The sequence below is a fragment of the Stutzerimonas sp. 21-1 genome (genome assembly GCF_056336065.1).
The window spans coordinates 1,706,633-1,732,682 of record NZ_CM150500.1 but is presented as its reverse complement, the minus strand read 5'-3'; the positions used below and the strand labels follow the sequence as shown (position 1 = coordinate 1,732,682).

Below are 26,050 nucleotides of genomic sequence, written 5' to 3'. Positions count from 1 at the left end.
GGCATTACCGAACAGAAAACACTCAATTCGCAGCCAGCACCCGGCCAGCAAGGCGTCGCGCGAGTTGTTCTCGAGATATCAACGCCGTTATCCACAGCATCTGTGGATTAATCCCGGTTACCGTTCGAGTCGAATTTCATCAGTTCAATGCAGCCGCACTGTGGCGATAGCCCCACGGCTCGGTTCGGGCAGTTCTCGTGTAAGCGGACCGCCGGTCAGCCGAAGCTCATGCATCGCACCCACGCGCCGATAGAACGCCATCGCCACGCCCATCCGCCGGGCCGGCTGTCTTAATGCTGAGGATTAGATGTTCGCTTTCAACACGATAAAGGCGCGTTACACCATCACCTTCATCGGCTTCGTGCTGCTTGTCATGCTGCTGACGATGCTTGGCATCCAGCGCTTCGTCGCGCCACAACTCATGGCTGCGGGCGAAACCATCGTGATGTCGCAGGTCACCGAAATCGGTGAGCACATCGCGATGGAGCTGGCGCGCGTCGAAGCCCAGGCACGCAGCATTACCCAGACCGTGCCGATGCTGGAAAGCGATGAGATCGACCGCATCCTGCCTGGCCTGATCGATCAGTACGGTGACGTGAAGGTGTTTGGTGGCGGAATCTGGCCCATGCCGGGTGCGCGAACCGCCGGACAGGATAAACACAGCACCTTCTATCACCGCGATCCGGCGGGAAAACTGATCGTCAACACGCACTGGAATTCGGCCGAATCGCTGAACTACTTCGAGCAGCCCTGGCACCGTGGCGGCATGCAGGCTCCGCGCGGGAAATGCGTCTGGGCCGCGGCCTACAAGGACGACGCCAGCGCCGAGCCACGTACCAACTGCGCGATGACCATCTACCAGAACGGCACCGCCTGGGGCGTTTCGACGATCGACCTGACGCTCGGCTTCTTCAATCGACTGGTCGCCGAGAAGCAGGATGAGATCGGCGGCGAGGTGATGGTCGTCGAGGCCGACGGCAAGATCCTCAGCAACCAGCCGCAGCTGCCGGGCGACATGGTGCTGCGCAACGTCGCGGAGCTGGCCGGCCAGTCGCCGTTCATCGCCACCATCCAGCAGGCGCTCGCGGGTCGCTCGCAGCAGGAGCACACGACCTACAGCGCCAAGGACGGTGAAGCATTCAGCTTCTTCCTGACACCGATCGAAGGCACGCCCTGGCTGCTGGCGGCGGCGTTGCCCACCGCGCAACTCGAAGCGCGCAGCGATGCCATGCTCAAGACGCTCGCATCGCTGCAGATTCCCATGGTCGTCGTGCTGCTGGCGCTGATGATCGTCGCCCTCAACCAGCTGATGAAGCGCCTCGGCGTGCTGCGCTCGAACATCGATGCGCTGTCGGCCGGCGACGCCGATCTGACCAAGCGAATCGCCATCAAGGGCGATGACGAAGTCGATCAGGTGGGACGTTCGGTCAACGGTTTCATCGGCTATCTGCAGAAGATGATGATCGACGTGAGCGACGCCACCACGCAGATCCACAGCGAGATCGGCCAGCTCAAGCAACTGTCCCGCACGACCAACGAGGCCCTGGCGCGGCATGCGCTGGAAACGGACCAGGCCGTCACCGCCATCAACGAAATGAGTTCGACGGCCGAATCCGTTGCGCAGAGCGCCAGCGATACCGCCACCTTCACCCAGACCGCCAATCACAACGCGCTCTCGTCGAAGCGGGTCGTCGACGATGCCTCCGGCAGCGTTCGGTCGCTGGTCAGCGAAGTTGAAAGCGCAACGGCGAAGGTGCAGGCGATGGAGGCCGACGCGCAGCGCATCAACGACGTGCTGGGCGTCATCGGTGACATCGCCGGACAGACCAACCTGCTGGCACTGAACGCGGCCATCGAAGCCGCGCGTGCCGGCGAGCAAGGCCGCGGCTTCGCCGTGGTCGCCGATGAAGTCCGCGCCCTGGCCGCACGTACGCAGCAGAGCACCTCGGAAATCAACGAGACGCTGCAGCGTCTGCAGGAAGCGGTCGGTTCCGCCGTGCAGGCCATGGAACAGACCAAGGTCAGCTGCCAGGCCACGGCGGACAAGACCGCCCAGGTCACCGTCGGGCTGGACGAGATGGCCGGCTCGGTGGTGCACATCAACGACCTGAGCACGCAGATCGCCACAGCCGCCGAGGAACAAAGTGCGGTGGCCGAGGAGATCAACCGCAACATGGTAGCCGTGCGGCAGGTCGTCGATGAGCTGGTGGAAAGTGGCGTGAGCGTCGACCGCAGCGCCGAATCGCTGCTGAACACCAACGGGCGCCTCACGGCTGTCGTCAACCGGTTCAAGGTGCGCTGAGTGCCCTCGGGGCATGGCGCTACCGCCATGCCCAACCTGCCCGATTCCAAGTGGCGCCTGCCGCAAGGGAGGCAACAGCCGTTTGGCCTCCTGCGCCGGCAGTGCGGATCAGCTCAGCGGGTTATGGCTGCGCCATCGAGGAACATCCGCTCGAGCATGCCCGCGGAACTGGAGCTGGCCGCACGCCCGCGGCGCTCGGCATCGACCATGCCGTATATCAGTGCGAGAAAGAGTTCGGTGAAGACCGCCGCGGTGATGTCGATACGCAGCACCCCAGCCTGCTGTCCGCGGAGGAAGAAGGCGTCCAGCGCATCGCTGTAGGGCTGCCAGCGGCCGTCGACAGCCGGGTCGAGGCTGTCCGGGCCTGCGTCGTGAGGAAACCGCACGGCGGAACCTGGCCAATACCAGCAACGCGACGCTGAAGCTCGCCAAGGCGCGCTACGAGGGCGGCGTGGATAGCCACCTGCGCTACCTCGATGCGCAACGTAGCCACTTCACCAATGAGTCCGACTACATCGAGACCAGCACACGACGACAGATCGCCCTGGTCGACCTGTTCCGCAGCCTGGGCGGTGGCTGGAGCAACGGCGCGCCGCTCGCGAATCGGTGAAGGCTGCGTCAGCGCTTCGCGGTAAGCATCGCCCGCACTGAGACGAACAGGATGAAACGCACTATGTGGTCAATACTCAGCGAACAGCCGTAACGCTGACTCAGGTCATTTCCGACGCAGCGATACAAGCGCTTGATAGCTGGGAATCGACGATAGGGAGCGTTTTCGAATGTCTCAATCTGCGCAAAAGCTGCGCCTGAGCGCGCTGGTTGCACTCGTGGTCGGCTCGATGATCGGCGGCGGTATCTTTTCGCTGCCACAGAACATGGCGGCCAGCGCCGGCGCTGGCGCCGTGCTGATCGGCTGGGCAATCACCGGGGTCGGCATGCTCACGCTGGCGCTGGTGTTCCAGACGCTGGCGAACCGTAAACCCGAGCTGGACACCGGCGTCTATGCCTACGCCAAGGCAGGCTTCGGCGACTACATGGGCTTCTCGTCGGCCTGGGGTTACTGGATCAGTGCCTGGATCGGCAACGTGAGTTACATGGTGCTGTTGTTCAGCACCCTCGGACTGTTCTTCCCGGCCTTCGGCGAGGGCAATACCGGGCTGGCGATCGCCTGCGCGTCGGTATTGCTCTGGGCCATCCACTTCCTGGTGCTGCGCGGCATTCGCGAGGCGGCCTTCCTCAACCTGATCACCACCATCGCCAAGGTCGTCCCGCTGGTGCTGTTCATCGTGCTCGCTGCGCTGGCCTTCAGGTTCGACATTTTCGTCGCCGACTTCTGGGGCAAAGGCAACCTGGAGCTGGGCAGCGTCATGAACCAGGTGCGCGGGATGATGCTGGTCACCGTCTGGGTATTCATCGGTATCGAAGGCGCCAACATCTACTCGGCGCGGGCGCAGGATCGACGGGACATCGGCAAGGCGACGGTGATCGGCTTCTATGGCGTACTGCTTCTGCTGGTGCTGGTGAACGTGCTTTCGATGGGCATCATGAGCCAGCCGGAACTGGCGGCGTTGAAGAACCCGTCGATGGCCGGCGTGCTGGAGCATGTGGTCGGGCGCTGGGGGGCCTTGCTGGTCAGCGTCGGCCTGATCGTCTCGTTGCTCGGCGGCCTGCTGGCCTGGACGCTGCTTTGCGCCGAGATTCTCTTCGCCGGCGCCCGGGATCACACCATGCCGGCGTTCCTGCGCAAGGAGAACGCCCGGCAAGTCCCGAGCAACGCGCTGTGGCTGTCCAACGGGCTGATCCAGCTGATGCTGGTGATCACCCTGTTCAACGACGCCACCTACCTCAAGTTGCTGTACCTGGCGACGTCGATGATCCTGGTGCCCTACTTCTGGTCGGCTGCCTATGCGGTACTGGTGAGCTGGCGCGGCGAAAGCTACGAGAACGAACCGGGCGAGCGCCGCAAAGACCTGCTGATCGCTTTGGTCGCGCTGCTCTATGCCGCGTGGCTGCTGTATGCCGGTGGTGTTCAGTACCTGCTGCTGTCGGCCCTGCTCTATGCCCCTGGCGCGTTGCTGTTCGCCAGAGCCAGGCGTGAGTGTGGCCAGCCGGTGTTCACCTTGCTGGAAAAGCTGATCTTCGCCGGCGTACTGATCGGTGCACTGATCGCCGCCTACGGCCTGTATGACGGCTTCCTGACCCTTTGATCGGCCTGGCCTGCCGTCGGCACGGCCAAGTCATGACAGGAGATTTCCTCATGGCTATTCCCACCCCACCCCTGGGCGTGCACTCGGAAGTCGGCAAGCTGCGCCAGGTGCTGGTCTGCTCGCCGGGGCTGGCCCATCAACGTCTCACGCCATCCAACTGCGACGAACTGCTGTTCGACGATGTGCTATGGGTCAGCCAGGCCAAGCGTGACCATTTCGACTTCGTCACCAAGATGCGCGAGCGCGGCGTCGAGGTGATGGAGATGCACAACCTGCTCACCGAAACCCTGCACAACGCCGACGCCAAGCGCTGGCTGCTCGACCGCAAGCTGACGCCCAATCTGATCGGCCTCGGCCTGCATCACGAGGTGCGCGCCTGGATGGAGGAGCTGGAGCCACGCCGGCTGGCCGAATACCTGATCGGCGGCGTCTGCGCCGACGACCTGCGCGGGACGCAGAGCGGCGACATCGTGCAGATGTTTCGCGACTACCTGGGCCACTCCAGCTTCATCCTGCCGCCGCTGCCGAACACGCTGTTCACCCGCGACACCACGTGCTGGATCTATGGCGGCGTGACGCTGAATCCGATGCACTGGACCGCGCGCCGGCAGGAAACGCTGCTCGCCGCCGCCATCTACCGCTTTCACCCGACCTTCGCCCATGCGGATTACCAGGTCTGGTACGGCGACCCGGAGCAGGATCACGGCCTCGCCACACTCGAGGGCGGCGATGTGATGCCGCTGGGCAATGGTGTGGTGCTGATCGGCATGGGCGAGCGCTCCTCGCGCCAGGCCATCGGCCAGCTGGCGCAATCGCTGTTCCAGCAGGGCGCCGCCGAGCGGGTGATCGTCGCCGGGCTGCCGGTAAGCCGCGCCGCCATGCACCTGGATACCGTGTTCAGCTTCTGCGATCGCGATCTGGTGACCATCTACCCCGAAGCCGTGCAGGCGATCACCCCCTTCAGCTTGCGCCCGGACGAGAGCAGATCCGGCGGGATCGACGTGCGCCGCGAAGAAAAGAGTTTTCTCGAGGTGGTCGCCGAGGCCCTCGGCATCCAGAAGCTGCGCACCGTGGCAACCGGCGGCGACAGCTACGAAGCCGAGCGCGAGCAGTGGGACGACGGCAACAACGTGGTCGCGCTCGAGCCCGGCGTGGTCATCGGTTACGACCGCAACACCTATACCAACACCCTGCTGCGCAAAGCCGGCGTCGAGGTCATCACCATCGATGCCAGCGAACTGGGCCGCGGCCGTGGCGGCGGCCACTGCATGACCTGCCCGATCATCCGCGATCCGGTCGACTATTAAGGAGGCAATCCGATGGCCTTCAACCTGCACAACCGGCACCTGCTCAGCCTCACCCACCACAGCGAGCGCGAGCTGCGCTACCTGCTCGATCTGGCGCGCGATCTCAAGCACGCCAAGTACAGCGGTACCGAGCACCAGCACCTCAAGGGCAAGAACATCGCGCTGATCTTCGAGAAGACCTCGACCCGCACCCGCTGCGCCTTCGAGGTTGCCGCCTACGACCAGGGCGCCAACGTCACCTACATCGACCCAACGTCTTCGCAGATCGGCCACAAGGAAACCATGAAGGACACCGCCCGCGTGCTCGGGCGCATGTACGACGCCATCGAATACCGTGGTTTCAGCCAGCATGTGGTCGAGGAGCTTGCGCAGTTTTCCGGAGTGCCGGTGTTCAACGGCCTGACCGACGAGTACCACCCCACCCAGATGCTCGCCGACGTGCTGACCATGCGCGAGCACAGCGACCAGCCGCTGCACCAGATCCGCTACGCCTATGTCGGCGATGCGCGCAACAACATGGGCAATTCGCTGCTGCTGGTCGGCGCCAAGCTGGGCATGGACGTGCGCATCGGCGCGCCCAAGGCGCTCTGGCCGCATGAAGAACACCTGGCCGCCTGTCGCACCTTCGCCGCGCAGTCCGGCGCGCAGCTGACACTGACCGAGGACCCGCGCGAAGCGGTCCGCGACGTCGACTTCATCCACACCGATGTCTGGGTGTCGATGGGCGAGCCGGTCGAAGCCTGGGGCGAGCGCATCGCCCTGCTGCTGCCCTATCAGGTCAACGCTGCGCTGATGCAGGCCGCCGGCAATCCGCGGGTGAAGTTCATGCACTGCCTGCCGGCGCTCCACAACGCCGAGACCATGGTCGGCAAGGAGATCGCCGAGCATCATCCCGAGCTGGCCGGCGGGATCGAAGTCACCGACGAGGTGTTCGAGTCGCCAGCGAGCATCGTCTTCGATCAGGCCGAGAACCGCATGCACACCATAAAGGCCGTGCTGGTGGCCACGCTCGGCGGCATCTGAGCATCCTCAGCGCAGCAGGCGGCGCGTCTGCTGGGGATGCCTCCGATGCATCGGTCGCCGCACCTACAGGGTGCCGGTGACCGCGGCGCGAATGTCATCGGCCAGCTGCCGCACGCGGGCTTCGCTGGTGTCCCATGAGCACATGAACCGCGCACCGCCGACCCCGATAAAGGTGTAGAACATCCAGCCGCGACTTCTCAGGGCGTCCAGCGCGGCTGGCGGCAGGCTGACGAAGACGCCGTTGGCCTGCACCGGAAACATCAGCTCGACGCCCGGCAGGTCCCGTATCAGCTCAGCCAGCAGCCGGGCACAACGGTTGGCGTGTTCGGCGTATTTCAGCCAGGCGCCGTTTTCCAGCAGGCCGACCCAGGGCGCCGAAAGAAAACGCATCTTGGAGGCGAGCTGACCGGCCTGCTTGCAGCGGTACTCGAAATCGGTCGCCAGTTCGCGATTGAAAAACAGAATGGCGTCGCCTACCGCCATGCCGTTCTTGGTGCCACCGAAGCAGAGCACGTCGACGCCGACTTTCCAGCTGAGCTCCGCCGGCGACAGGCCCAGGTGCGCGCAGGCGTTGGCGAAGCGCGCGCCATCCATGTGCAGGTGCAGCCCAAGCTCCCGGCAGGTCGCGCTGATCGCACGCAGCTCGTCGGGCTGGTAGACGGTGCCGACTTCGGTGGCCTGGGTCAGGCTCACCACGCGGGGCTTGGGGTAATGGATGTCCTTGCGCTTGAGCGCGACCTCGCGAATCGCTGCAGGCGTCAGCTTGCCCTGCTCCGTCGGGGCCAGCAGCAGCTTGGAGCCGTTCGAGAAGAACTCCGGGGCGCCGCATTCGTCGGTTTCGATATGAGCGATGTCACCGCAGATCACGCTGTGGTAGCTCTGGCAAAGCGACGACAACGCCAGGGAATTGGCCGCCGTGCCGTTGAAGGCGAAGAACACCTCGCAGTCGGTTTCGAACAGCTGGCGAAAGTGATTGGCCGCGCGCGTGGTCCACTGGTCGTCGCCGTAGGCCCTTTCGTGGCCCTGGTTTGCGCGGGCCATGGCCTCCCAGGCTTCTGGGCAGATGCCGGAATAGTTGTCGCTGGCGAATTGCTGATTGGCGATTGTCATCACATCCTCGTCATATGACGCTGCGGGGCGGTTGAGGCAGTAGGTTCGATTGTAGAACCCCGCAAGCCGGGTCTCGCAGTGAAGACTTCGCGGGCAGCGAAAGTGTTCCGGCCAGAGGCTAGTACGCCCGCCCCTCGCCAGCCTCTTCGTGGGTCACGCCATCTCGAATATGGTAGATGCGCTTGAAGGTCGGAATGATCTTTTCATCGTGCGTGACGACGATGATCGCCGTCTCGAAGGAGCGCGCCATCTCGTTGAGGATGCGGATGACCGCCATCGCGCGCTCGCTGTCCAGCGGCGCGGTCGGCTCGTCAGCCAGGATCACCGGTGGACGATTGACCAGGCCTCGGGCTATCGCCACGCGCTGTTGCTCACCGCCGGACAGCTGCGAGGGCATGGCATCGGCCCGATGCCGCACATCCAGTGCGCCCAGCAGGTCGAGCGCGCGGCGCCGGGCCTCGGCGTTGGGTACGTTGGCCAGCATCGGCAGCAACGCCACATTGTCGGTCACATTGAGGAAGGGGATCAGGTACGGTGCCTGGAACACGAAGCCGATCTTGTCCCGACGCAGGGCGCGCAGGTCGCTGACACTCCAGCCATCGTCGTAGATCACGTCGTCGCCCAGGGTCATCCGCCCGGTCGTGGGTTCGATGACCGCGCCCAGGCATTTGAGGAGCGTGCTTTTGCCCGACCCCGAGGGGCCGATCAGCCCCACCACCTCGCCGGGTGCGACATGCATGTTCACCTCTTTCAGGGCGAACACCGCCGTGTCGCCCTCGCCATAGCGCTTGCTCAGCCGCTCGATGCGAATGCCGTTGCCTGCCATGTCAGCCTCCTATGGCCTGCGCCGGATCAACCTTGAGCGCGATACGGATGGCAACCAGGCTGGCCAGCACGCAGATCGCCAGGACAGCGAGGAAGCCGGCAATGGAGTCGCGCGGAATCAGCAGCACGTACTTTGGAAACACCGGCGCGGAGAACGTCGCGCTGATCTTGCCCACCACAAAGCCGATCACCCCCAACGCTATCGCCTGCTGCAGGATCATCGCGGCAATGGTGCGATTGCGCGTGCCGATGAGCTTGAGTACGGCAATCTCGCGAATCTTGTCCATCGTCAGCGAATAGATGATGAACGCCACGATCGCGGCGCTGACGATGGCCAGGATCACCAGGAACATGCCGATCTGCTTGGCCGACGTCGCGATCAGCTTGCCGACGAGGATCTGCTCCATCTGATCGCGGGTGTAGACGGTCAGGCGCTTCCAGCGCCGTATGGAGTCGGCCACCACATCCGCCGAATGCCCGGGCTTCAGTGTGACCAGCACAGCATTGACGTAGGGATTGGCGACCTGCAGCGCGTTGACGGTTCCGAGGATGTCCGGCGCACCGGGGCGATTGAGCTCGGGATCGGCCGCGGTGCGACGACGCTCCTGCCAGATCGCATCGTTGTCCTTGAGGAACTGGGCTTGCTGCGCATCCTTGAGCGCAATGAACACCATCGGATCGCCGCTGGAGGACACCATGCGCCGGGTCAGGCCTACGACCGTGTATTGATTGCGGCGAATCGTCAGCCGGTCTCCCAGCTGGAACCCGGTGGCGACATCGGCCACCGCCTCGTAGTGGCCTCGGGTGATCTGGCGCCCTGCGACCAGGTAGGCCGGCCAGCCCGGTGTCACGCCTGGCGAGCCCGGCGCGATACCGACCACCATCGCGCGGACATCGCTCGCACCCTTGCGCACCTGCATGGTCAGGTAGGTGACATTCGCTGCCTGGGAAACGCCCGGCATGGCCAGGATCGTGCGGTACAGGTCGTCGTGGATGCTGGATGATTCGGCGTATGGCCCCAAGGTGTCCTGTTGCACGACCCACAGATCGGCGCCGCTGTTGTCCAGCAGCACCTTGCCGTCATCGACCATACCGCGATACAGCCCGGCCATGACCAGCGTGACACCGATCAGCAGGCCCAGACCCACCCCGGTGAAGACGAACTTGCCCCAGGCATGCAGGATGTCGCGCCCGGCGAGACTGATCATCTCGGCGCGCCCACGATGTGCTCGACGACCTGCACGCGATGGTGCGCCGCCAGCGCCTTCTCGCTATACACCACGATCTGGTCGCCGCGCTCGAGGCCTGCCGCAACCTGCACATAGCCATCGAGGTCGGCGGCTCCAAGGCGGACCGGCGCAAATCGCAAGCCCCGTTCCATGAGCTGCCAGACACCTGTGGTCTCGTGGTCACGCCTGATCGCGGCGTTCGGAATGACCAGCGTGGCAGGCAGCGCGGGCATGTCGACCGTGACCTCTGCCAGCTCCCCCACCGCCGGCAGCGGTTCAGGCATCGTCTGGAAGACCACCTTGGCCAGCAGCTCCTCGGTTACCGCATCGGCCATCGGCTCGACCCGAAGCACCCGACCTTGCAGCGCCTGGCCGCCACGCGAGCGCAGCACGACCCGAGCCGGCAGATCCTGCGCCAAGCCGGCGGCACCGACCTGGTCAAAGCGAACATTGATCCAGTAGCTGCCCGGATCAATGACGTTCACCACGGCCTGCCCGGCGACGATCGTCGAGCCGGGATCAGCCGTTCGCTCAGCCACCAGGCCGTCCACCGGAGCGATCAGGCGCAAATCCGCGCGCTGCGCCAACAGGACTTCCCGATCAGCCCTGGCGCGCGCCAGCTGTTCTTCGGCAGCAGTCAAGGCTGCGTCGGCTATCCGCAGCTCGTGACGCTTCGTTGCAGCATTCTCCTCGCTGGTCGCCCGCGCCTCGTACAGTCGTGTGTAGCGTCCAGCCTGGGTGCTGGCGTAGCTCTGTCGCTGTTGCGCCTCACGCAAGGCCGCCTCGGCAGCGTTGACGGTCGATGCCTGCGCAGCAATCCGCTTGTCGAGGTCCACCGGGTCCATTTCCCCGATCACCTGTCCTGCAATGACACGATCACCGACCTGCACGGCGAGGCGCAGCAGACGCCCGGTGGAGGTGGGACCGATCCTGTAGGTGTAGCGCGCCTCCACGGTGCCGATGCCAAACAGTGCCGGCGCCAGCGGGCGCGACTCTACCGCCGCGACCGTCACCGCAACGGGTGCGAGAGGACCGGAACGCAACGCCACATAGCCGAACAGACCAGCCAAAGGCACCACGACCGCCAGCAGTACCAGCGCGCGGCGGTGCAGGATCGGTCGCTTCATACGGCAGCCTCGATGCCACGCCGATAGACCGCGAAAACGCGCGGTGCATCGCGGCGGATTCGTTGCATATCGCCATCGAGCATCGACTGCATCACCAGCCCCTGGATCGTGCCGATGAAAAGCATCGCCGCGGCCTCGTCATCCAGTTCGGCAGCCAGCTCGCCGTTGGCTTTGCCCTTCTCGATCAGCACCTGCAAACGCTCGGCATAACGCCTGATCAACGTCTGCACCATGCGCTTGGCAGCCGACGATTCAGCGCGCTGAAGTTCGCCGAAGATCATGCGCGGCACACCCGGATGCTCGGCCACGAAGTCGACGTGACTCATGAACATCGCTTCCATCGCCTCGAGCGCGGACTCGATGCCACGAGCCGAACGGTCTATGCGCGTGAGCAGCCGTTCGGCCACCCACTCCATCGTCGCCTGCCAGATGGCGTCCTTGTTCGCGAAGTGCCGAAACAGCGCGCCCTGGGTTACATGCATGTGCTTGGCAATCGCGGCGGTGGTGATCTCGCTGGGATTGTTCGACCCAGCGAGTTCCACGACCGCCTCGATCGTTACAGCGCGACGCTCGTCAGCGGGGAGATGTTTCGAAGGATTGTCCATGAGCCGCTCAAAAGATAGTAATCGATTACTATCTTAGTCACCGAAACGAATTTTGCAACGACGCGCGCCGCAATCCGCCTCCGTCCAGACCGGCTTAGCCTTGAGGTCGCCCGCAGCACATCGAGAAAAGTCGTGGGCTGCGAGGAATGCTGACCACCCCGAAGGCCGTGCCCGCGACTCCCGACGTTCTTGATATCCAAGTGGACGCCGTCAGCTGGAGCCGTGCGACGAACTCGGCTCCACGCTGGTCGTTCAGCAAACCGAAGCGCTCATTCGATCAGCGGCACGGCTCTGTCACTGCTCGCCGCCGCGCTCAGCGCGCTCCGTCGTCAGCCACCGTGCCATCGGGCTGCACGTTCCGGGTCTTGTACATCGACACGATGACGCCTCCGGCCAGCAATGCCACGGTCACACTCAAGGAGATAACCGACGGAATCTTGCCGATGATGCCTACCAGGAAGATCTTCGCGCCGATGAACACCAGTACCAGCGCCAGTGCGTATTTCAGGTACGCAAAGCGATGGATCATCGCGGCGAGCGCGAAATAGAGCGCCCGAAGCCCGAGGATGGCGAAGATGTTCGACGTATAGACGATGAACGGATCCTGGGTAATGGCGAAAATCGCCGGGACGCTGTCGACCGCGAAGACCAGGTCGGCACACTCGATCAGGATCAGCGCGAGGAACAGCGGCGTCGCCCACAGCACCGGCTTGCCCGTCGCGTCTGGCTGACGCACGAAGAAGCGCTGCTCGTGCAGCGTATTCGTTACCCGCAGGTGCTTGCGCAGAAACCTGACCAGCAGATTGCGTTCGAGATCCGGGTGGTCATCAACCTTGCTGAAGAGCATCTTCAGACCGGTCGCGGCGAGGAAGAGCCCGAACACATAGAGAATCCAGCTGAATTCGTGGATCAGGGTCGCGCCCAGACCAATCATCAGCGCCCGCAGCACGAGCACGCCCATGATTCCCCAAAACAGCACTTTATGCTGGTACTGCCGCGGGATCGCCAGGAAGCCGAAGATGGTCGCCATGAGAAAGACGTTGTCCATCGACAGCGATTTCTCGATCAGGAAGCCGGTCAGGTAATCCATGCTGGCATCGCTGCCCTTCTGGAAATACACCCACAGACCGAACAGCAGACCGGCACTGATGTAGCCTGCCGACAGCATCAGGCTCTCGCGCACGCCGATTTCGTGATTGTCTCGGTGAAGGACTCCCAGATCGAAGGCAAGCAGCGACACCACGACGGCGATGAAGACCAGCCACAGCCAAGTGGCCGTGCCGAGAAATTCGGCAAGGAGAAACGGTTCTAGGGCAGTCATCGAGCCCCTCCTTTCAGTCATAGTCAAAACGACTGTGACTCCGACATCGCGGTAAGAAACCGCCAGAGGGGCCCGGTGTCACCCCGCTACTCTAGTGAGGCGAAGCGTCACGCCACAAGCGCGAGGTATTGCGAAGTATTTCTCATGTTTTGCCACATCTGAACGCCCTGACCGGCGCTCACGGAGGGCACTTTTCGCTAGAGACAGGTCGGTATCAATCGATCGGCCACCCCTCCCCCGGAATCGGCGCCACGATCACGAGGCGATTCGCAACCTGACGCACCGGTCACGCTGCGATTTCAACCTGCGCCGTTTCCTTTCAAATTGAAATCCGAAGAACTCAGAATTCGCCTTTAAAATCAATAAGTTAATAGTTGGCAGGCTCCTTGCTAGTTCAGGTCAGAGGACCGTTGAATGAAATAGCGAGGAGCCGCAATGACGAATCGTATAAAAATCATCATCCCGATCCCTATGGATCAGGCTGCCGCGGCCAATCGGGCCAGCCAGCTTCCGCCACATCTGATTCTTCCTGGCTTTCACCCCGAGTTCGTGCCGGTCGCCCGCGGGGCCTCGCTGGCCGACAGCCCCTACGACGTTCTGCTGATGGATTTCTCGGTGGTCGAGGCGGGTCTGCGCGCCGAGGAAGAAGGCTATGACGCGGTGTGCATCGACACCGTCAGCGACTCGGGCCTGGCCGCCCTGCGCTCGCGTCTGAATATCCCGGTGGTCGCACCCGGCATGTCGGCGTTTCACATGGCCTGCATGCTCGGCAAGAAGTTCAGCGTGATCACGATGTGGGAACCGTGGTTCGCGCTCTACGAAAAGACCCTCACCGAATACCAGCTGTGGCCGCGCGTGGCCTCGATCCGTTCGATCAAGACGCGCCCGGATCTGAAGGAGCTACTGGGCGGCAAGGAAGAAGTGGTATTCGCCAAGCTCGAAGCCGAGGCCCGTCTGGCGATGGAGGAAGACGGCGCGGATGTCATCGTGCTGGGCTCGACCACCATGCACCAATCCCACGCCTACCTCAGCGAGCGCCTGCCCATCCCGGTGATCAATCCCGGCCAGGTGGCCTACAAGCTCTGCGAGCTGATGCTGACCCTGGGCCTGAAGCCCAGCCGCAAGGCCTATCCGGCGCCGGAAAACCCCAACGACGCCGCCTACCACGCGTTCACCCGCTGACAACAAGAACAAGAGAGGAAGGAAATCATGTCCCAGCTGACCCGTGATGAGCTGATCGAACTGGCCACCCAGAAGTACTTCGCCAACGTCGACCGCAAGGCGATGGCGCCGGTGCTCGACTGCTGCAACGAGGATGTGCAGTTCACCATCCAGACCGACAACCTGACGCACAGCGGCCATGCCGGGGTGCGCAAAATGTTCGAGAACCTGTTTTCCGGTTACGAGAAAATCTGGCACGGCGATTTCGAGGTCGCCGCCGACGAGCAGTCCCAGACGGTCTGTGCGCGCTTCAACGTCTATCTCAAGGATCACCAGGGCAACGAAACACGCCTGAAGAACTGCAACTTCTGGTACGTCCAGAACGGTCGCTTCAGCCGCGTGTTCGTCTTCATGAGCGGCGAGAACGTGCTGCGCTGAGCCGCAGCCCCCACACCGCCTGATCGCTCACACGCGCAACCGGCCCGGTTGCGCCGAGGAATAACAATGTTCAGTGACCAGATGATCGTCTTGACCTACGTGATCCGCCACGACGCCGACCGGCGTGGATACAACCCCTGGCTGCGCGGCGTCGACAATCCGTTCTTCAACTCCGTGTCGCAGATCGACCGGTACGAGAACTGGAAGCTCGCCGATGCCACCGGCGACAGCCCGCGCTGGACTCACTTCGACCTGCTGCATCCGTCCAGGGGTGTCGCGCCACAGGACGTTTTCCGCATACCCGTGGTCGCGGAATTCGCCGCCAACTGGTCGCGCCTCTGGGGCGTCGACCCGGCTGCCGCAGACCAGTCGGTGAACTATCAGATTCACATCCTCGAGCGGATGCGCCAAGGCAAGCGCGCGCGCGGCGGGCTGCTGGCACTGATCGTCGACCCCGATCTGGAACGGCTGCCGACCGAGGCCGAGCTCTGGCGCACGCGCAGCATGGTAGTGGGCGACAACCAGCTCGGTGAAGTCTTCGCCCTACAGCCCCTGGCACTGAGCGATGGCCAAGCCGATGCCGGCTGGGGCCGCCAGGTGCTGGTCGGCGAGTGCATCGCCAGTCCGGCCTACCCGTGAAACCGCACCGACAGGCGTCACCGGACACCTGCTTCGACTGATTCGTCCCGAGGCACAACGAGTAGCCGACATGACCGAGAACAACAAGAAACCGGGCGAGATTGCCTACCCGCATCTTTTTTCACCCCTGCGGATCAACTCCATCACCGTGCGCAACCGGCTGATGCAGACCGCGCATGCCAAGGGCTTTCATTCCGGCTCGGGGCTGACCAACAACCGCGACATCTACTACCAGGCCGAGCGCGCCAAGGGCGGTATCGGCCTGATCGTCACCGGCGCGCGCCACACCCACCCCACATCCACCGGCCCGAACCGCTCGCTGGCGCGTGGCAACCGCCCGGAGATCATCGAGCGCGACGCCGAGATGGTCCGCGCCGTGCACGCGTTCGGCGGCCACATCATCGCGCAGATCATCCATTTCGGCCCGCAGGGTCGCAGCGGCGCCCTGGACGATTACCGCGAACTGTGGGGACCGTCGACGATGAAGTCGCCGGCCTACAACGAATGGGCGCGGGAGATGACCCGCGAACAGATGCGCGAAGTCTCCGAGCACTTCGCCCAGACGGCGCTCAACTCCAAAGCCGCCGGCTTCGACGGCGTGGAACTGCACTACTCCCACGGCTACCTGCACCAGCAATTTCTGTCCTTCGTCTACAACAAGCGCACCGACGAATACGGCGGCACGCTGGACAACATCGTCCGTTTCCCGATCGAGACCATGCAGGCCGTGCGCGATGCCGTGGGGCCGGATTTTGTCGTCGGCATCCGCATCTCGATGGATGAATGCACGGTGGGTGGCATGAAGGCCGATACCGCCATCGAGATGACCTGCAAGCTGGTGGAGACCGGGTTGATCGACTACGTCAGTGCGACCGCCGGAACCTACGCCGCCCACGCCGACCAGATTCCGCCTGGGGACTACGCCGAAGACTGGCTGGTGGAGGACGGCGCCCGTCTGCGCAAGGCGGTGCAGGCCATCCGCGACATCCCGGTGTTCATCGTCGGGCACATCGTCGATCCGAAGAAGGCCGAAGCACTGGTGGCCGAAGGCGCCGCCGACATGATTGCCATGACCCGCACACAGATCGCCGACCCGGCCTTCGCCAACAAGCTGCTCGAAGGTCGCGAGGACGAGATCAACCACTGCATCCGCTGCAACCAGGCCTGCATCGCCCGGCTGATGGCCGGCAACGCCATTTCCTGCGTGGTCAACCCCGCCGCCGGGCGCGAACAGCGCTTCGGCAGCCACACCATCGAGCCGGCCGCCGCGCCGGGTCGATGGCTGGTGGTGGGTGGCGGCCCGGCGGGCATGCGCGCAGCGCTGGAGCTGGCCAACCGCGGTCATGCGGTCGAGCTGGTGGAGGCATCGGAACGACTTGGCGGGCAAGTCAACCTGGCGGCCATGCTGCCGCGTCGCCACAAGTTCGGCTTCATCCCCCGCGACCTGCAGCGGCAACTGCACAAGGCGGGCGTGAACGTGCGCCTGAACACACGCATGACTGCCGACGAAATCGTCGCGCACGACGCCGACGGGGTGATCGTCGCCACCGGCTCCACGCCGCTGAAGACCGGTTTCACCTCCACCCGACCGGCTGTAGATCAGGTCCCCGGCATGCAACAGGCCAACGTGTTCAGCGTGGTCGAGGTGCTGGAGGGCAAGACGCCGCTGGGCAGGTGCGTGGTGCTGTTCGACGAGGACGGCGGCCGCTATGCCCTGGGCACCGCCGAGTACCTGCTCGACCGCGGCCACGAGGTGCATCTGGTCAGCCGCTTCAACGCGCTGTCGCCCAACCTCGCGCTCACGCTCGATCTGCCGGTGAACTACCGGCATGTGTTCGCCAAGGGCCTGCGCTACACGCTCAACAGCTGGGTGCGCCGCATCGAGGGTGGCACTGCGCAGCTGTTCAACCTGTTCACCGACCAGGACGAAGCGCGACTGCAGGCCGACAGCTTCGTGATCGCTGCCGGCCATCGTGCCAACGACACGCTGTACCACCAGCTGCTCGGGCGCGTGGAGCGGCTCTATTGCATCGGCGACGCTCGCCTGCCCCGCCCGCTGCAGGACAGCCTCTACGAAGCGATGCTGGCCGGACGCGAGCTGCTGGACGACCCCAACCGCTTCATCGAGCAGGGCGAACTGGAGGGCTTCGACCTCCAGTGGCAAAGGACCCTGATCACGCGTGCTTCCTGAACACGCCGCCGACCTGACCTGACGAGGGAACATTCATGACTGTCGAACGCTATCCCAACCTGTTCCAGCCGTTGCAAATCGGCAACATCACCGTGCGCAACCGCATCATGCAGTCCGCCCACGCGATGTCGTTCAACTCGCCGGACGGCCTGACCAACGACCGCGACATCCACTACCACGCCGCCCGCGCGCGCGGCGGCATCGGCCTGATGATCACCGGCAACCGGCTGATCCACCCCACCTCGAACACCTTCTGCCGCGGCTACTCATACGGCTACCGGGAGGAGATGGTCGAGCGTGACCGGGCGCTGACCGACACCGTGCACCGCCTCGGCTCGCACATCTTCGCCCAGCTCAACCACTTCGGCGTGATGGGCGAAACCCACGCGATGGATGACTACCGGGTGCTGTGGTCGTCCTCCAACATCAAGTCGCCGGTGTTCGGCGAGATGGCCAAGGCGATGGAACGCAGCGACATGGACGAAATCGTCGAGGGCTGGGTGCGCTCGGCCGAGTACTCCAAGCTCGCCGGCTTCGATGGCGTCGAGGTACACCTGGCGCACAGCTACCTGCTGCACCAGTTCATCTCGCCGCTGTTCAACAAGCGCGACGACGAATACGGCGGCAGCTTCGAGAACCGCATGCGCTTCCCGCTGGAGGTGATCCGCGCGGTGCGCGAGCGGGTAGGCCGCGATTTCATCGTCGGCATCCGCCTGTCGATGGACGAGATGGTCCCCGGCGGCATGGAAGTCAGCGACTGGATCGAGGTGGCGCGCACTGTCGAAGCCACCGGCGACATCGACTACATCATGGCCACCGCCGGGGTGTACCAGTCCGCCACCTACATCATGCCGCCGTACGACGTGCCCAACGGCTGGCTGGTCAACCCGGTCGCACGCTTGAAGCGCGCGGTGAACATCCCGGTGTTCTGCGTCTCCGGCATCGGCAGCGCTGGCGAGGCCGAAGCCATTCTGGCCCGCGGCGATGCCGACATGGTCGCCATGACCCGCGCGCAGATCGCCGACCCGGAATTCGCCAACAAGACCCGCGAAGGCCGCGAGGACGAGATCTACCACTGCCTGCGCTGCAACCAGGGCTGCGTCGGTCGGCTGTTCCAGGGCACGTCGATGACCTGCCAGATCAACCCGGCCACCGGCCGCGAAGAGGTGTTCGGTCCGCAGACGCTGAAACCGGCGACCGCGCAGAAGCACTGGGTCGTGGTTGGCGGTGGGCCGGCCGGCATGAAGGCCGCCGAAGGACTGGCCAAGCGCGGCCATCGCGTCACCCTGCTGGAGAAATCCGGCGAACTGGGCGGCCAGGTCAACTACGTGGTGCGCATGCCGCGGCGCGACTCCTTCGCCTGGATCACCGAAGACCTCAAGGTGCACATGGCCAAGGCCGACGTAAGCGTGCGCCTGAACCACACCGCCACGGTCGAGTCGGTGCAGGCACTGGCACCAGACGGCGTCATCGTCGCCACCGGCTCGCTGCCGGACCGCAGCGGCTATTCGGACATCAACCCGCTGGTTGAGCGGGTTCCCGGCATCGACGCCGACCACGTCTTCACCGCGCTGGATGTGCTGGATCACCCGGAGCGCCTGGGCAAGCGGGTGCTGGTGATCGACGACGAAGGCACCCGCTATTCCGCTGGCATCACCGAACTGTTGGTGGACAACGGCCACCAGGTACATGTGCTGACCCGCTGGAACGCGCTGTTCCACAAGCTCGGCGTCACTCTGGACCAGCCGGTGATCTACGCCAACCTGTTCGCCCAGGGCCTGACCTACACGCTGAACGCCTGGGTCAACCAGATCCGCGGCGCGGACGTGGACATCTTCAACCTCTACACCGGGGACGAGGAAACCCTCGCCGGCTTCGACAGCATCGTCCTGTGCATCCGCCACCTGCCGCAGCAGCAGCTCTATTTCGACCTGAAAGCGGCGCTACCCAACGTGCACCGGGTCGGCGACTGCGTCACGCCGCGACGCACGGACCACGCCATCTTCGAGGGCTTCCTGGCCGGCCGGGAAATCTTCGACAACTGGCAGCGCTACATCGAGCCGGGCTCCATCGAGCGCTTCAGCGGGCCGCTGGCGGACGAGGCATTGGGCTAATCCTGGGGTCGTGTTGCCTGGAGCCAGGGAAGGCTCGCCTTTTTGCACGAACCGAACGCCACGACCGTGCTCGTCCGAACGAGCGCCCGAACAAGGAATTGGATCATGCTGGACAGCCACCACCTCAACGATCTGCGAGAGATCCTCGGCCAGGACGCCCTGCTGGCGGACGAACCCTCGCGTCAGTATTTTTCCACCGACCTCAGCTTCCAGCCCGAGGCCGTCGCCGGAGCCGTGCTCCAGCCCGCCACGCTAGAGGCGCTGGCGCAGGCGGTCGCCTACTGCCACGAACAGAACATCGCCCTGGTGCCACGCGGCGGCGGCATGTCCTACACCCGCGGCTACGTGCCGACCCGCGCGCGCAGCGTGATCGTCGATCTGCGCGGGCTCAATTGCATCCTGGAGATCAACGAGCAGGACATGTACGTGCGGGTGCAGACCGGCTGCACCTGGAGCGAACTCTACGAGGCGCTGAAGGCCAAGGGCCTGCGCACGCCCTACTACGGCCCGCTGTCGGGTATGTACGCCACCGTTGGCGGGGCGCTGTCGCAGAACAGCCTGTTTCATGGCTCGGGCATCCACCACACGGCGGCAGAGAGCTGCCTGGGGCTGAAGGTCATCCTCGCCGACGGCCAGGTGGTGCAGACCGGCTCCTCGGCCCATCTGCACAGCAACGGCTTCTACCGGCATTTCGGCCCCGATCTCACCGGCCTGTTCACCGCCGATACCGGTGCCTTCGGCCTGAAGGTCGAGGCCTGCCTGCGGCTGATCAAGATGCCCGCTGAAACCCTCTGCGCGTCTTACGGCTTCGAAACCCTGCAAGCCATGTTGCAAGCGCAGACGGCCATCGCCCGCGAGGGCATCGCCAGCGAGTGCTACGGTTTCGATCCGTTCTACAACGCCGGATTCGAGGACAAGGGCTTCACCCTCAGCGAAGGCCTGTCGGTGCTGGCCGACGTGACGACCTCCGGCAAGAGCCTGCTCAGCGGCCTGAAGAATGCGGTGAAGATCGCCACTCAGGGCCGCAAGCTGCTGAGCAAGGTCAACTACTCGCTGCACATCGCCGTGGACGGCCCGACCCCGGAAGCCGTCGCCAGCATGCTGCTGATCGCCGAAACCATCGTCGGCGAAAACGGCGGCGCGCCGATCGGCAACGCCATTCCGCTGGCCTTCCGTTCCCAGCCCTTCGGCGGGGTGCGCACCATCCTGCTGGGCAGCCAGGGCGAGGTGTGGATACCGGTGCATGGCTTCTTCCCGCTGTCGCGGGCGGTGGATGCCGCGCTCACCACCGAGCGCTTCTTCGCCGAGAACGCCGAGCTGATGCAGCGCCACAACATCAAGTACTCGTACCTGACCTGCTTCTCCGGCGCCGAATTCGTCATCGAGCCCAGCCTGTACTGGTTCGATGAACTGGGACAGTTCCGCCTCGACCTCATCGAACCGTCGTACCGCAAGGACTGGGGCGCCATCCCGGCCGACCCGCAAACCCGCGAGGTCGCCCTCGGGCTGCGCGAACGCCTGCGCGAGCTGTACTTCGAGCTGGGCGCCTGCCACCTGCAGCTCGGCAAGTACTACCCCTTCCAGCGCTCCATCGGCAACGTCGGCACCCGCCAGTTGCTCGAGCAGATGAAGCGCACGGTGGATGCGAAGGGCCTGATGAACCCCGGCGCACTGGGGCTGGAGTGAAGCCATGACGACGGTGAAGAAAACCTACGTGGACGTGGCGGACGGGCAGATTCATCTGCGCTACGTCGCCGGCCGGCAGGCCGTGCCGACCGTCTTCCTGCACCAGACGGCCAGCTCCTCGGCCATGTACCAGGCGGTGATGGAGCAGCTCGGCGACCTCGCTCCGCTCTACGCCCTCGATACACCGGGATTTGGCGGCTCCTACCGGCCGCCGCTGGTTCCCACCACCGACTACTACGTCCGCGCCCTGCTGGAAGCCGTCGACGCGCTGGGCATCGAGCGCTTCAACCTGTTCGGCCATCACACCGGCGCGGCCCTGGCCTGCCAACTGGCGGCGCAGCACCCGCAACGGGTACGCCGGCTGGCGATGATCGGGCCGGTACAGCTCACCGAACAGGAGCGCCGTCTGTGGCGCGACAGCGCGGTGAAACCGCTGACCATCGACGACCAGGCCACCCATCTGGCCGAGGTGTGGCAGCGCGTCACCCACCTCGACCAGCAACCGATCGCCTATCCACCGTCGACGGCGCTGGCCACCCGCGAGGCCATCGACACCCTGATCGCCGGGGATCGCTGGCACGAGGCCTACGCGGCGGTATTCGACCAGGACTTCCCCGCCTGGTTGGCGCAGGTCGATTGCCCGCTGCTACTGATCTGCGGCGACCGCGATGTGCTTCACCCCTACTTCCAGCGCGCCTGCCAGGCGCGACCGGATGCTGAAGTGCTGGAACTGGAAGCCGGGGCCTATGTGCTGGATCAGCAGCCGCAGTACATGGCGCAGGTGATCCGCACGTTCTTTCAACAGGCCGGGACATCGGCAACGACGGCCTGAACGACGAGGTGCAACGAGATGCAAACAATAAACGACACCACAACGCAGTATCGGCACGACGTCCTGGTCGACATGACCCACGACGAGGAGGCGCGCCAGGAGTTCGTGCGCTCCTTCAAGCAATACCTGGCGCTGCACGTCTCGCCCGGCAACCGCAAGGTCTACGAGGAAAAGGTCGAGCCGCAGCTGCAGGCCAAGGGTCAGGAGCCGAGCCTGGTGGACATCGAACGGCTGATGAAGCGCGAGGAGTACTACCGCTTCTGGAGCAGCCTGCAGCGCTGCAGCCAGGAAATGATGTGGAACTCGGTGCAGATCCCGGTCGAGCGACAGCTGCCCGGGCTGGTGGAGGCCGCCCGCGAGACCGGCGCCAAGCCGGAACTGGGCAGCCTGACCCTCAATCCCGAACTGAAGATTCCCGACTACCACACCGCAATCGACATCCACTGCATGCCCGGCGGCTATCACTCCGAGTTCGGCGCCGACGACGTCGCCGCCGGCGCCGTCTATGACCGCGCCGTGTACATCTACTCGATGGGCCGCATGGGGCCGTTCAACGACGATATCGGCGCCTCCACCGCCAAGTGGCTGAAGGAAAACCACCCGGAGTTCAAGCCACAGCGCATCCTCGACCTGGGCTGCACGGTGGGCCACTCCACCCTGGCCTGGGCCGAGTACTACCCCGAGGCCGAGCTGTACGCCATCGACGTCGGCGCGCCGGTGCTGCGCTACGCCCATGCGCGTGCCGAATCCCTCGGCGTCAAGGTGCACTTCATCCAGATGAACGCCGAGCAGCTGGATTTCCCCGACGGCTACTTCGACGTGGTCAACGGCAGCATCCTGATCCACGAAACCTCGAAGAAGGCGGCGCGCAACATCTTCCGCGAGTGCTATCGCGTACTGCGTGACGGCGGCGTGATGCTCCACGGCGAGACACCGCCCTACAAGGACCTGCCGCCCTACGATGCCTTCATGCTCGACTGGGATACCCGCAACAACAACGAGCCGTTCTGGCGCGGCAGCCACCTGATCGACCCTGTCACCGACTGCAGCGCAGCCGGTTTCGCCCGCGACAAGGTGTTCGAAATCCTTGCGCCCAGCGCATTCGAATCGAAGCTGAGCCAGCGCTACACCCACGTGTTCCAGGGTGGCGATTTCGGCGGCGGCGGTCAGTGGTACGTCTATGGAGCCTGGAAATGACAGCACAATCCCCCTACAGCCTGCCGAAGAAGGCCAAGGGCGCACGCCCGTATTTCTTCGATGACCCCGCGGTGGACAAGCTGCTGGCGATGCTCATGGGCCTGGCCGGCGAGGTGTCGGTCCTCGCCGATCGCGTGGACAGCCTGGAGCGCCTGCTGGTGGCCCAGGGCACCCTGGCTGGCGACGCCGTCGAGCACTACGTCGCCGACGCGGCGGTACGCGAGGCACGGGACGCCCGGCGCGAACAGATGCTGCGCAATGTGTTGCGCATCATCGCGCAGGATCACGAGGACCCGGACGCGGGCAAGCCCAACGATGCGGCGTACCTGGCGGCGGTGGAACAGGTGGAGCAGTAATCGTCGCGCACACGACAGGCCGCCCGCTGGGCGGCCTTTTTGTTCGTTCGGCGTACTTGCGAATGCTGGGGGTAAGCAGGGGAAGTTGAGCGTTTTGCTGCATATGATTGTTTGGCGAGTTGCTTGAGAGCTTGGTTTCGCCCTGCTGGGCGAGTCACTTTTGCCAATCGCGGCAAAAGTAACCAAAACCGCTTGCCCCTACATCCGGCCCTGCGCTCCGCTCCGGGTCCGTTCGCTCCATCACTGCTCCAGGGGTCGGCTTACAAGGGCCGTCCTTGGCCCTTTAAGCCTTTCGCCGCATCCATGCGGCTCATCCCCTTACGCAGCGACTGCGCTCACCCTCCTGAAAGGGGCGGTGGGTGCTGCTTGGCAGGTCGTGCACAGAAAAAGCAAAGCCAAAGCCAAGCGCAGCGCAACCGGCTTCTCGATCTTCCAGGCGACTCAGACCCCGATCCCGTCAGGAGGCCGAGTCGCGGTGCGCGTAGGGGGATGCGATGCATGGACGCCGAGGAGCGAAGGACGGGGTCGCCTAGGCAGGGACCTCGACCGGGCACCTACGCCCCCATTGCAAGTTGAACGAAATTTTCCAAAGCGAACCGCAACCCCACCCCGAACACCGCAGAAACCCCAGCGGCAAGGGGCCTCAGGGCAATTGGCTCACTAATTGCTCCATGCAGCATGAGCAAAACCCGCAAGGAACCGCCCATGCCGTTGCCCCAGATCCTGATCGTGTCCGGCAGCCATTCGCCCGACAGCCAGTCGGCCCGCCTGGCCGACTATCTGCGCCAGCGCCTGCAAGCGCTGGAGATCGCCGACGAGGTCGCCCTGCACGACCTGGGCAGCGCGCCCCTGCCGCTCTGGCAGGAAGGCGTGCCCTACCCGTTCGCCGCGCAGGCCGCCAGCGCCGAGGCGCTGATCCTGATCTCGCCCGAGTGGCACGGCATGGCCACGCCCGCGTTGAAGAACTGGTTCCTCTACATGGACCTCGCCTGGCTGGCGCACAAGCCGGTGCTGCTGTGCGGCGTGTCCGGAGGCGCCGGCGGGCTTTATCCGGTGCTGGAGCTGCGCAGCTACTCGTTCAAGAATTTCCGCCCCTGCTACCTGCCCGACCACCTGGTCGTCCGCGACGTGCAGGCGGTGCTGCACAGCGACGAAGCAAACCCGGAGGCAACCCGCTGCCGGCAGCGCATCGACCATACGCTGCAGTTGCTGCGGGCCTACATCAGCGGCTTCGACCATATCCGCCGCGCCCTGCCGGAACCGGTCGCGGCCTTCCGCTACGGCCTGTGAACCCATCAACGCCACGCAAGCGAGGACTGTCATGAAGTTCGGAATCTTCCTTCCCAACGGTAGCAACGGCTACATCCCGTCCAAGGGCAGCCCGGTCTACCTGCCCACCTTCGAGCACAACAAGCAGATCACCCTGGAGGCGGAACGCCAGGGCCTGGACTTCGTGCTCTCGATGATGAAGTTCAAGGGCTTTGGCGGCGAAACCGGCTACTGGGATTCATGCCTGGAGACCTTCACCCTGATGGCCGGCTTGGCCGCCGTCACCGAGCGCATCGGCCTGTTCCCCACCGTCACCGTGCTTGCCCGGCATCCGGCGGTGGTCGCGCGCATGGTGGCGACCATCGACGACATCAGCGGCGGGCGCTGCGGGCTCAACGTGGTGACCGGCTGGAACCGCCCCGAATACACGCAGATGGGGGTCTGGCCGGGTGACGACTATTACGGTCGTCGCTACGAGTACGCCGCCGACTACCTGACCCTGGTGAAGAAGTTCTGGACCGAGCCCTCGGTGACCTACAAGAGCCCCTTCTTCGAGGTGCTGGATTGCGTGGTCAACCCGCGCCCAAGCCGACAGATTCCCATCGTCTGCGCCGGCCAGTCGCCTGCAGGGCTGGCGTTCACCGCCCGGCATGGCGATCACAGTTTCATCATGGCGGAGAAGCCGGCACTCGCCGCGGCCTGCGAGCAGATGCGCGAGGAAGCAGCCAAGGCCGGGCGGCAGGTGGGCATCTACGCGCTGTTCCAACTGGTGCTGGCCCCAACCGATGCCGAGGCGCGCGCGCAGTGCGAAGCCATCGTCGCCGGTGCCGACCAGGGCGCCATCGCCAACATCCTCGCCAGCGCCGCGCTGGACTCCAACCCGGGCGGCACCGCGAACCGCATGCTCAGCGGCCTGCAGCGCAGTTTCGAGGACGGCAACCTGGCCTTCATGGGCATGCCGGTGATCCACGGCTCGCCGGCCACGGTAGCCAGCAAGATCGATGACATCGCGGCGCAAACCGGGGTGGACGGCATCCTGTTCAGCATCCCCGACTTCGTGCCGAGCATCCGCCTGTTCGGCGAGCAGGTCATGCCGAAGCTGACCTGCTAG

Annotated in this window: 21 protein-coding genes and 2 pseudogenes; 16 read left to right on the top strand and 7 right to left on the bottom strand. The window is 64.5% G+C overall.

Annotated elements, in window-relative coordinates:
• Nucleotides 1–307 precede the first annotated feature (307 nt).
• Nucleotides 308–2,302 carry a methyl-accepting chemotaxis protein gene (locus tag AC0ZJQ_RS08540; protein ID WP_476477672.1) on the top strand — a complete coding sequence of 665 codons (1,995 nt, stop codon included), beginning with the start codon at nucleotides 308–310 and terminating at the stop codon, nucleotides 2,300–2,302.
• Nucleotides 2,303–2,415: 113 nt separating this feature from the next.
• On the opposite strand, the pseudogene AC0ZJQ_RS08535 reads toward AC0ZJQ_RS08540, so the two are convergent.
• Nucleotides 2,416–2,664: pseudogene (locus AC0ZJQ_RS08535) on the bottom strand (transcriptional regulator); the annotation flags it as partial.
• A gap of 2 nt (nucleotides 2,665–2,666) precedes the next feature.
• On the opposite strand from AC0ZJQ_RS08535, the pseudogene AC0ZJQ_RS08530 reads away from it, so the two are divergent.
• The 4 genes and pseudogenes from AC0ZJQ_RS08530 to AC0ZJQ_RS08515 form a co-directional block, all read left to right on the top strand.
• A pseudogene (locus AC0ZJQ_RS08530) lies at nucleotides 2,667–2,912 on the top strand (TolC family protein); the annotation flags it as partial.
• A gap of 169 nt (nucleotides 2,913–3,081) precedes the next feature.
• Nucleotides 3,082–4,509, top strand: a complete 1,428-nt coding sequence (arcD, locus tag AC0ZJQ_RS08525; protein ID WP_008567957.1) for an arginine-ornithine antiporter — start codon at nucleotides 3,082–3,084, stop codon at nucleotides 4,507–4,509.
• Between the two features lie 50 nt (nucleotides 4,510–4,559).
• Nucleotides 4,560–5,816 carry an arginine deiminase gene (gene arcA, locus AC0ZJQ_RS08520; protein ID WP_008567958.1) on the top strand — a complete coding sequence of 419 codons (1,257 nt, stop codon included), beginning with the start codon at nucleotides 4,560–4,562 and terminating at the stop codon, nucleotides 5,814–5,816.
• A gap of 12 nt (nucleotides 5,817–5,828) precedes the next feature.
• Nucleotides 5,829–6,839, top strand: a complete 1,011-nt coding sequence (locus AC0ZJQ_RS08515) for an ornithine carbamoyltransferase (RefSeq protein WP_155552563.1) — start codon at nucleotides 5,829–5,831, stop codon at nucleotides 6,837–6,839.
• A 63-nt stretch (nucleotides 6,840–6,902) separates the two neighbouring features.
• On the opposite strand, the gene AC0ZJQ_RS08510 is transcribed toward AC0ZJQ_RS08515, so the two are convergent.
• The 6 genes from AC0ZJQ_RS08510 to AC0ZJQ_RS08485 all read right to left on the bottom strand — a co-directional run bounded on the left by AC0ZJQ_RS08510 (nucleotide 6,903) and on the right by AC0ZJQ_RS08485 (nucleotide 13,056).
• Entirely contained in the window at nucleotides 6,903–7,949 is a 1,047-nt protein-coding gene (locus tag AC0ZJQ_RS08510; RefSeq protein WP_155552561.1) for a threonine aldolase family protein, read from the bottom strand.
• 118 nt (nucleotides 7,950–8,067) lie between these two features.
• A complete protein-coding gene (locus tag AC0ZJQ_RS08505) occupies nucleotides 8,068–8,775 on the bottom strand; it encodes an ABC transporter ATP-binding protein (RefSeq protein WP_155552559.1) in 708 nt (235 codons plus the stop codon).
• Between the two features lies 1 nt (nucleotide 8,776).
• Nucleotides 8,777–9,982, bottom strand: coding sequence for an ABC transporter permease (locus AC0ZJQ_RS08500; protein ID WP_155552557.1), 1,206 nt, complete (start codon nucleotides 9,980–9,982; stop codon nucleotides 8,777–8,779).
• Nucleotides 9,979–11,130, bottom strand: coding sequence for an efflux RND transporter periplasmic adaptor subunit (locus tag AC0ZJQ_RS08495; RefSeq protein ID WP_155552555.1), 1,152 nt, complete (start codon nucleotides 11,128–11,130; stop codon nucleotides 9,979–9,981). Before AC0ZJQ_RS08495 ends, AC0ZJQ_RS08500 begins: the two co-directional genes overlap by 4 nt.
• Nucleotides 11,127–11,735 (bottom strand): TetR/AcrR family transcriptional regulator, encoded by a 609-nt coding sequence (locus tag AC0ZJQ_RS08490; RefSeq protein ID WP_155552553.1) that lies wholly within the window; start codon nucleotides 11,733–11,735, stop codon nucleotides 11,127–11,129. Before AC0ZJQ_RS08490 ends, AC0ZJQ_RS08495 begins: the two co-directional genes overlap by 4 nt.
• Nucleotides 11,736–12,048: 313 nt before the next feature.
• A complete protein-coding gene (locus AC0ZJQ_RS08485) occupies nucleotides 12,049–13,056 on the bottom strand; it encodes a TerC family protein (protein WP_476477671.1) in 1,008 nt (335 codons plus the stop codon).
• Between the two features lie 435 nt (nucleotides 13,057–13,491).
• On the opposite strand from AC0ZJQ_RS08485, the gene AC0ZJQ_RS08480 reads away from it, so the two are divergent.
• The 11 genes from AC0ZJQ_RS08480 (at nucleotide 13,492) to AC0ZJQ_RS08430 (ending at nucleotide 26,050) form a co-directional block, all read left to right on the top strand.
• On the top strand, nucleotides 13,492–14,238 hold the full coding sequence (locus tag AC0ZJQ_RS08480) for an aspartate/glutamate racemase family protein (RefSeq protein WP_156714707.1): 747 nt from the start codon (nucleotides 13,492–13,494) through the stop codon (nucleotides 14,236–14,238).
• 27 nt (nucleotides 14,239–14,265) lie between these two features.
• Nucleotides 14,266–14,655 (top strand): nuclear transport factor 2 family protein, encoded by a 390-nt coding sequence (locus AC0ZJQ_RS08475; RefSeq protein WP_476477670.1) that lies wholly within the window; start codon nucleotides 14,266–14,268, stop codon nucleotides 14,653–14,655.
• Between the two features lie 66 nt (nucleotides 14,656–14,721).
• Nucleotides 14,722–15,294, top strand: coding sequence for a hypothetical protein (locus AC0ZJQ_RS08470; RefSeq protein ID WP_476477669.1), 573 nt, complete (start codon nucleotides 14,722–14,724; stop codon nucleotides 15,292–15,294).
• Nucleotides 15,295–15,364: 70 nt separating this feature from the next.
• Nucleotides 15,365–17,485 (top strand): oxidoreductase, encoded by a 2,121-nt coding sequence (locus AC0ZJQ_RS08465; protein WP_476477668.1) that lies wholly within the window; start codon nucleotides 15,365–15,367, stop codon nucleotides 17,483–17,485.
• Between the two features lie 35 nt (nucleotides 17,486–17,520).
• On the top strand, nucleotides 17,521–19,599 hold the full coding sequence (locus AC0ZJQ_RS08460; RefSeq protein WP_476477667.1) for an oxidoreductase: 2,079 nt from the start codon (nucleotides 17,521–17,523) through the stop codon (nucleotides 19,597–19,599).
• 105 nt (nucleotides 19,600–19,704) lie between these two features.
• Nucleotides 19,705–21,285 (top strand): FAD-binding oxidoreductase, encoded by a 1,581-nt coding sequence (locus tag AC0ZJQ_RS08455; protein WP_237264817.1) that lies wholly within the window; start codon nucleotides 19,705–19,707, stop codon nucleotides 21,283–21,285.
• Between the two features lie 4 nt (nucleotides 21,286–21,289).
• Nucleotides 21,290–22,117: an alpha/beta fold hydrolase gene (locus AC0ZJQ_RS08450; RefSeq protein ID WP_237264818.1), complete on the top strand. Its 828-nt coding sequence runs from the start codon at nucleotides 21,290–21,292 to the stop codon at nucleotides 22,115–22,117.
• Nucleotides 22,118–22,135: 18 nt separating this feature from the next.
• Complete coding sequence (locus AC0ZJQ_RS08445; RefSeq protein ID WP_237264819.1) at nucleotides 22,136–23,314, top strand: class I SAM-dependent methyltransferase; 1,179 nt, start codon at nucleotides 22,136–22,138, stop codon at nucleotides 23,312–23,314.
• A complete protein-coding gene (locus AC0ZJQ_RS08440; RefSeq protein WP_237264820.1) occupies nucleotides 23,311–23,670 on the top strand; it encodes a hypothetical protein in 360 nt (119 codons plus the stop codon). The genes AC0ZJQ_RS08445 and AC0ZJQ_RS08440 overlap by 4 nt, the downstream gene beginning before the upstream one ends.
• Before the next feature lie 705 nt (nucleotides 23,671–24,375).
• A complete protein-coding gene (locus tag AC0ZJQ_RS08435; RefSeq protein WP_237264821.1) occupies nucleotides 24,376–24,960 on the top strand; it encodes an NADPH-dependent FMN reductase in 585 nt (194 codons plus the stop codon).
• A 31-nt stretch (nucleotides 24,961–24,991) separates the two neighbouring features.
• Nucleotides 24,992–26,050 (top strand): LLM class flavin-dependent oxidoreductase, encoded by a 1,059-nt coding sequence (locus AC0ZJQ_RS08430; RefSeq protein ID WP_102828291.1) that lies wholly within the window; start codon nucleotides 24,992–24,994, stop codon nucleotides 26,048–26,050.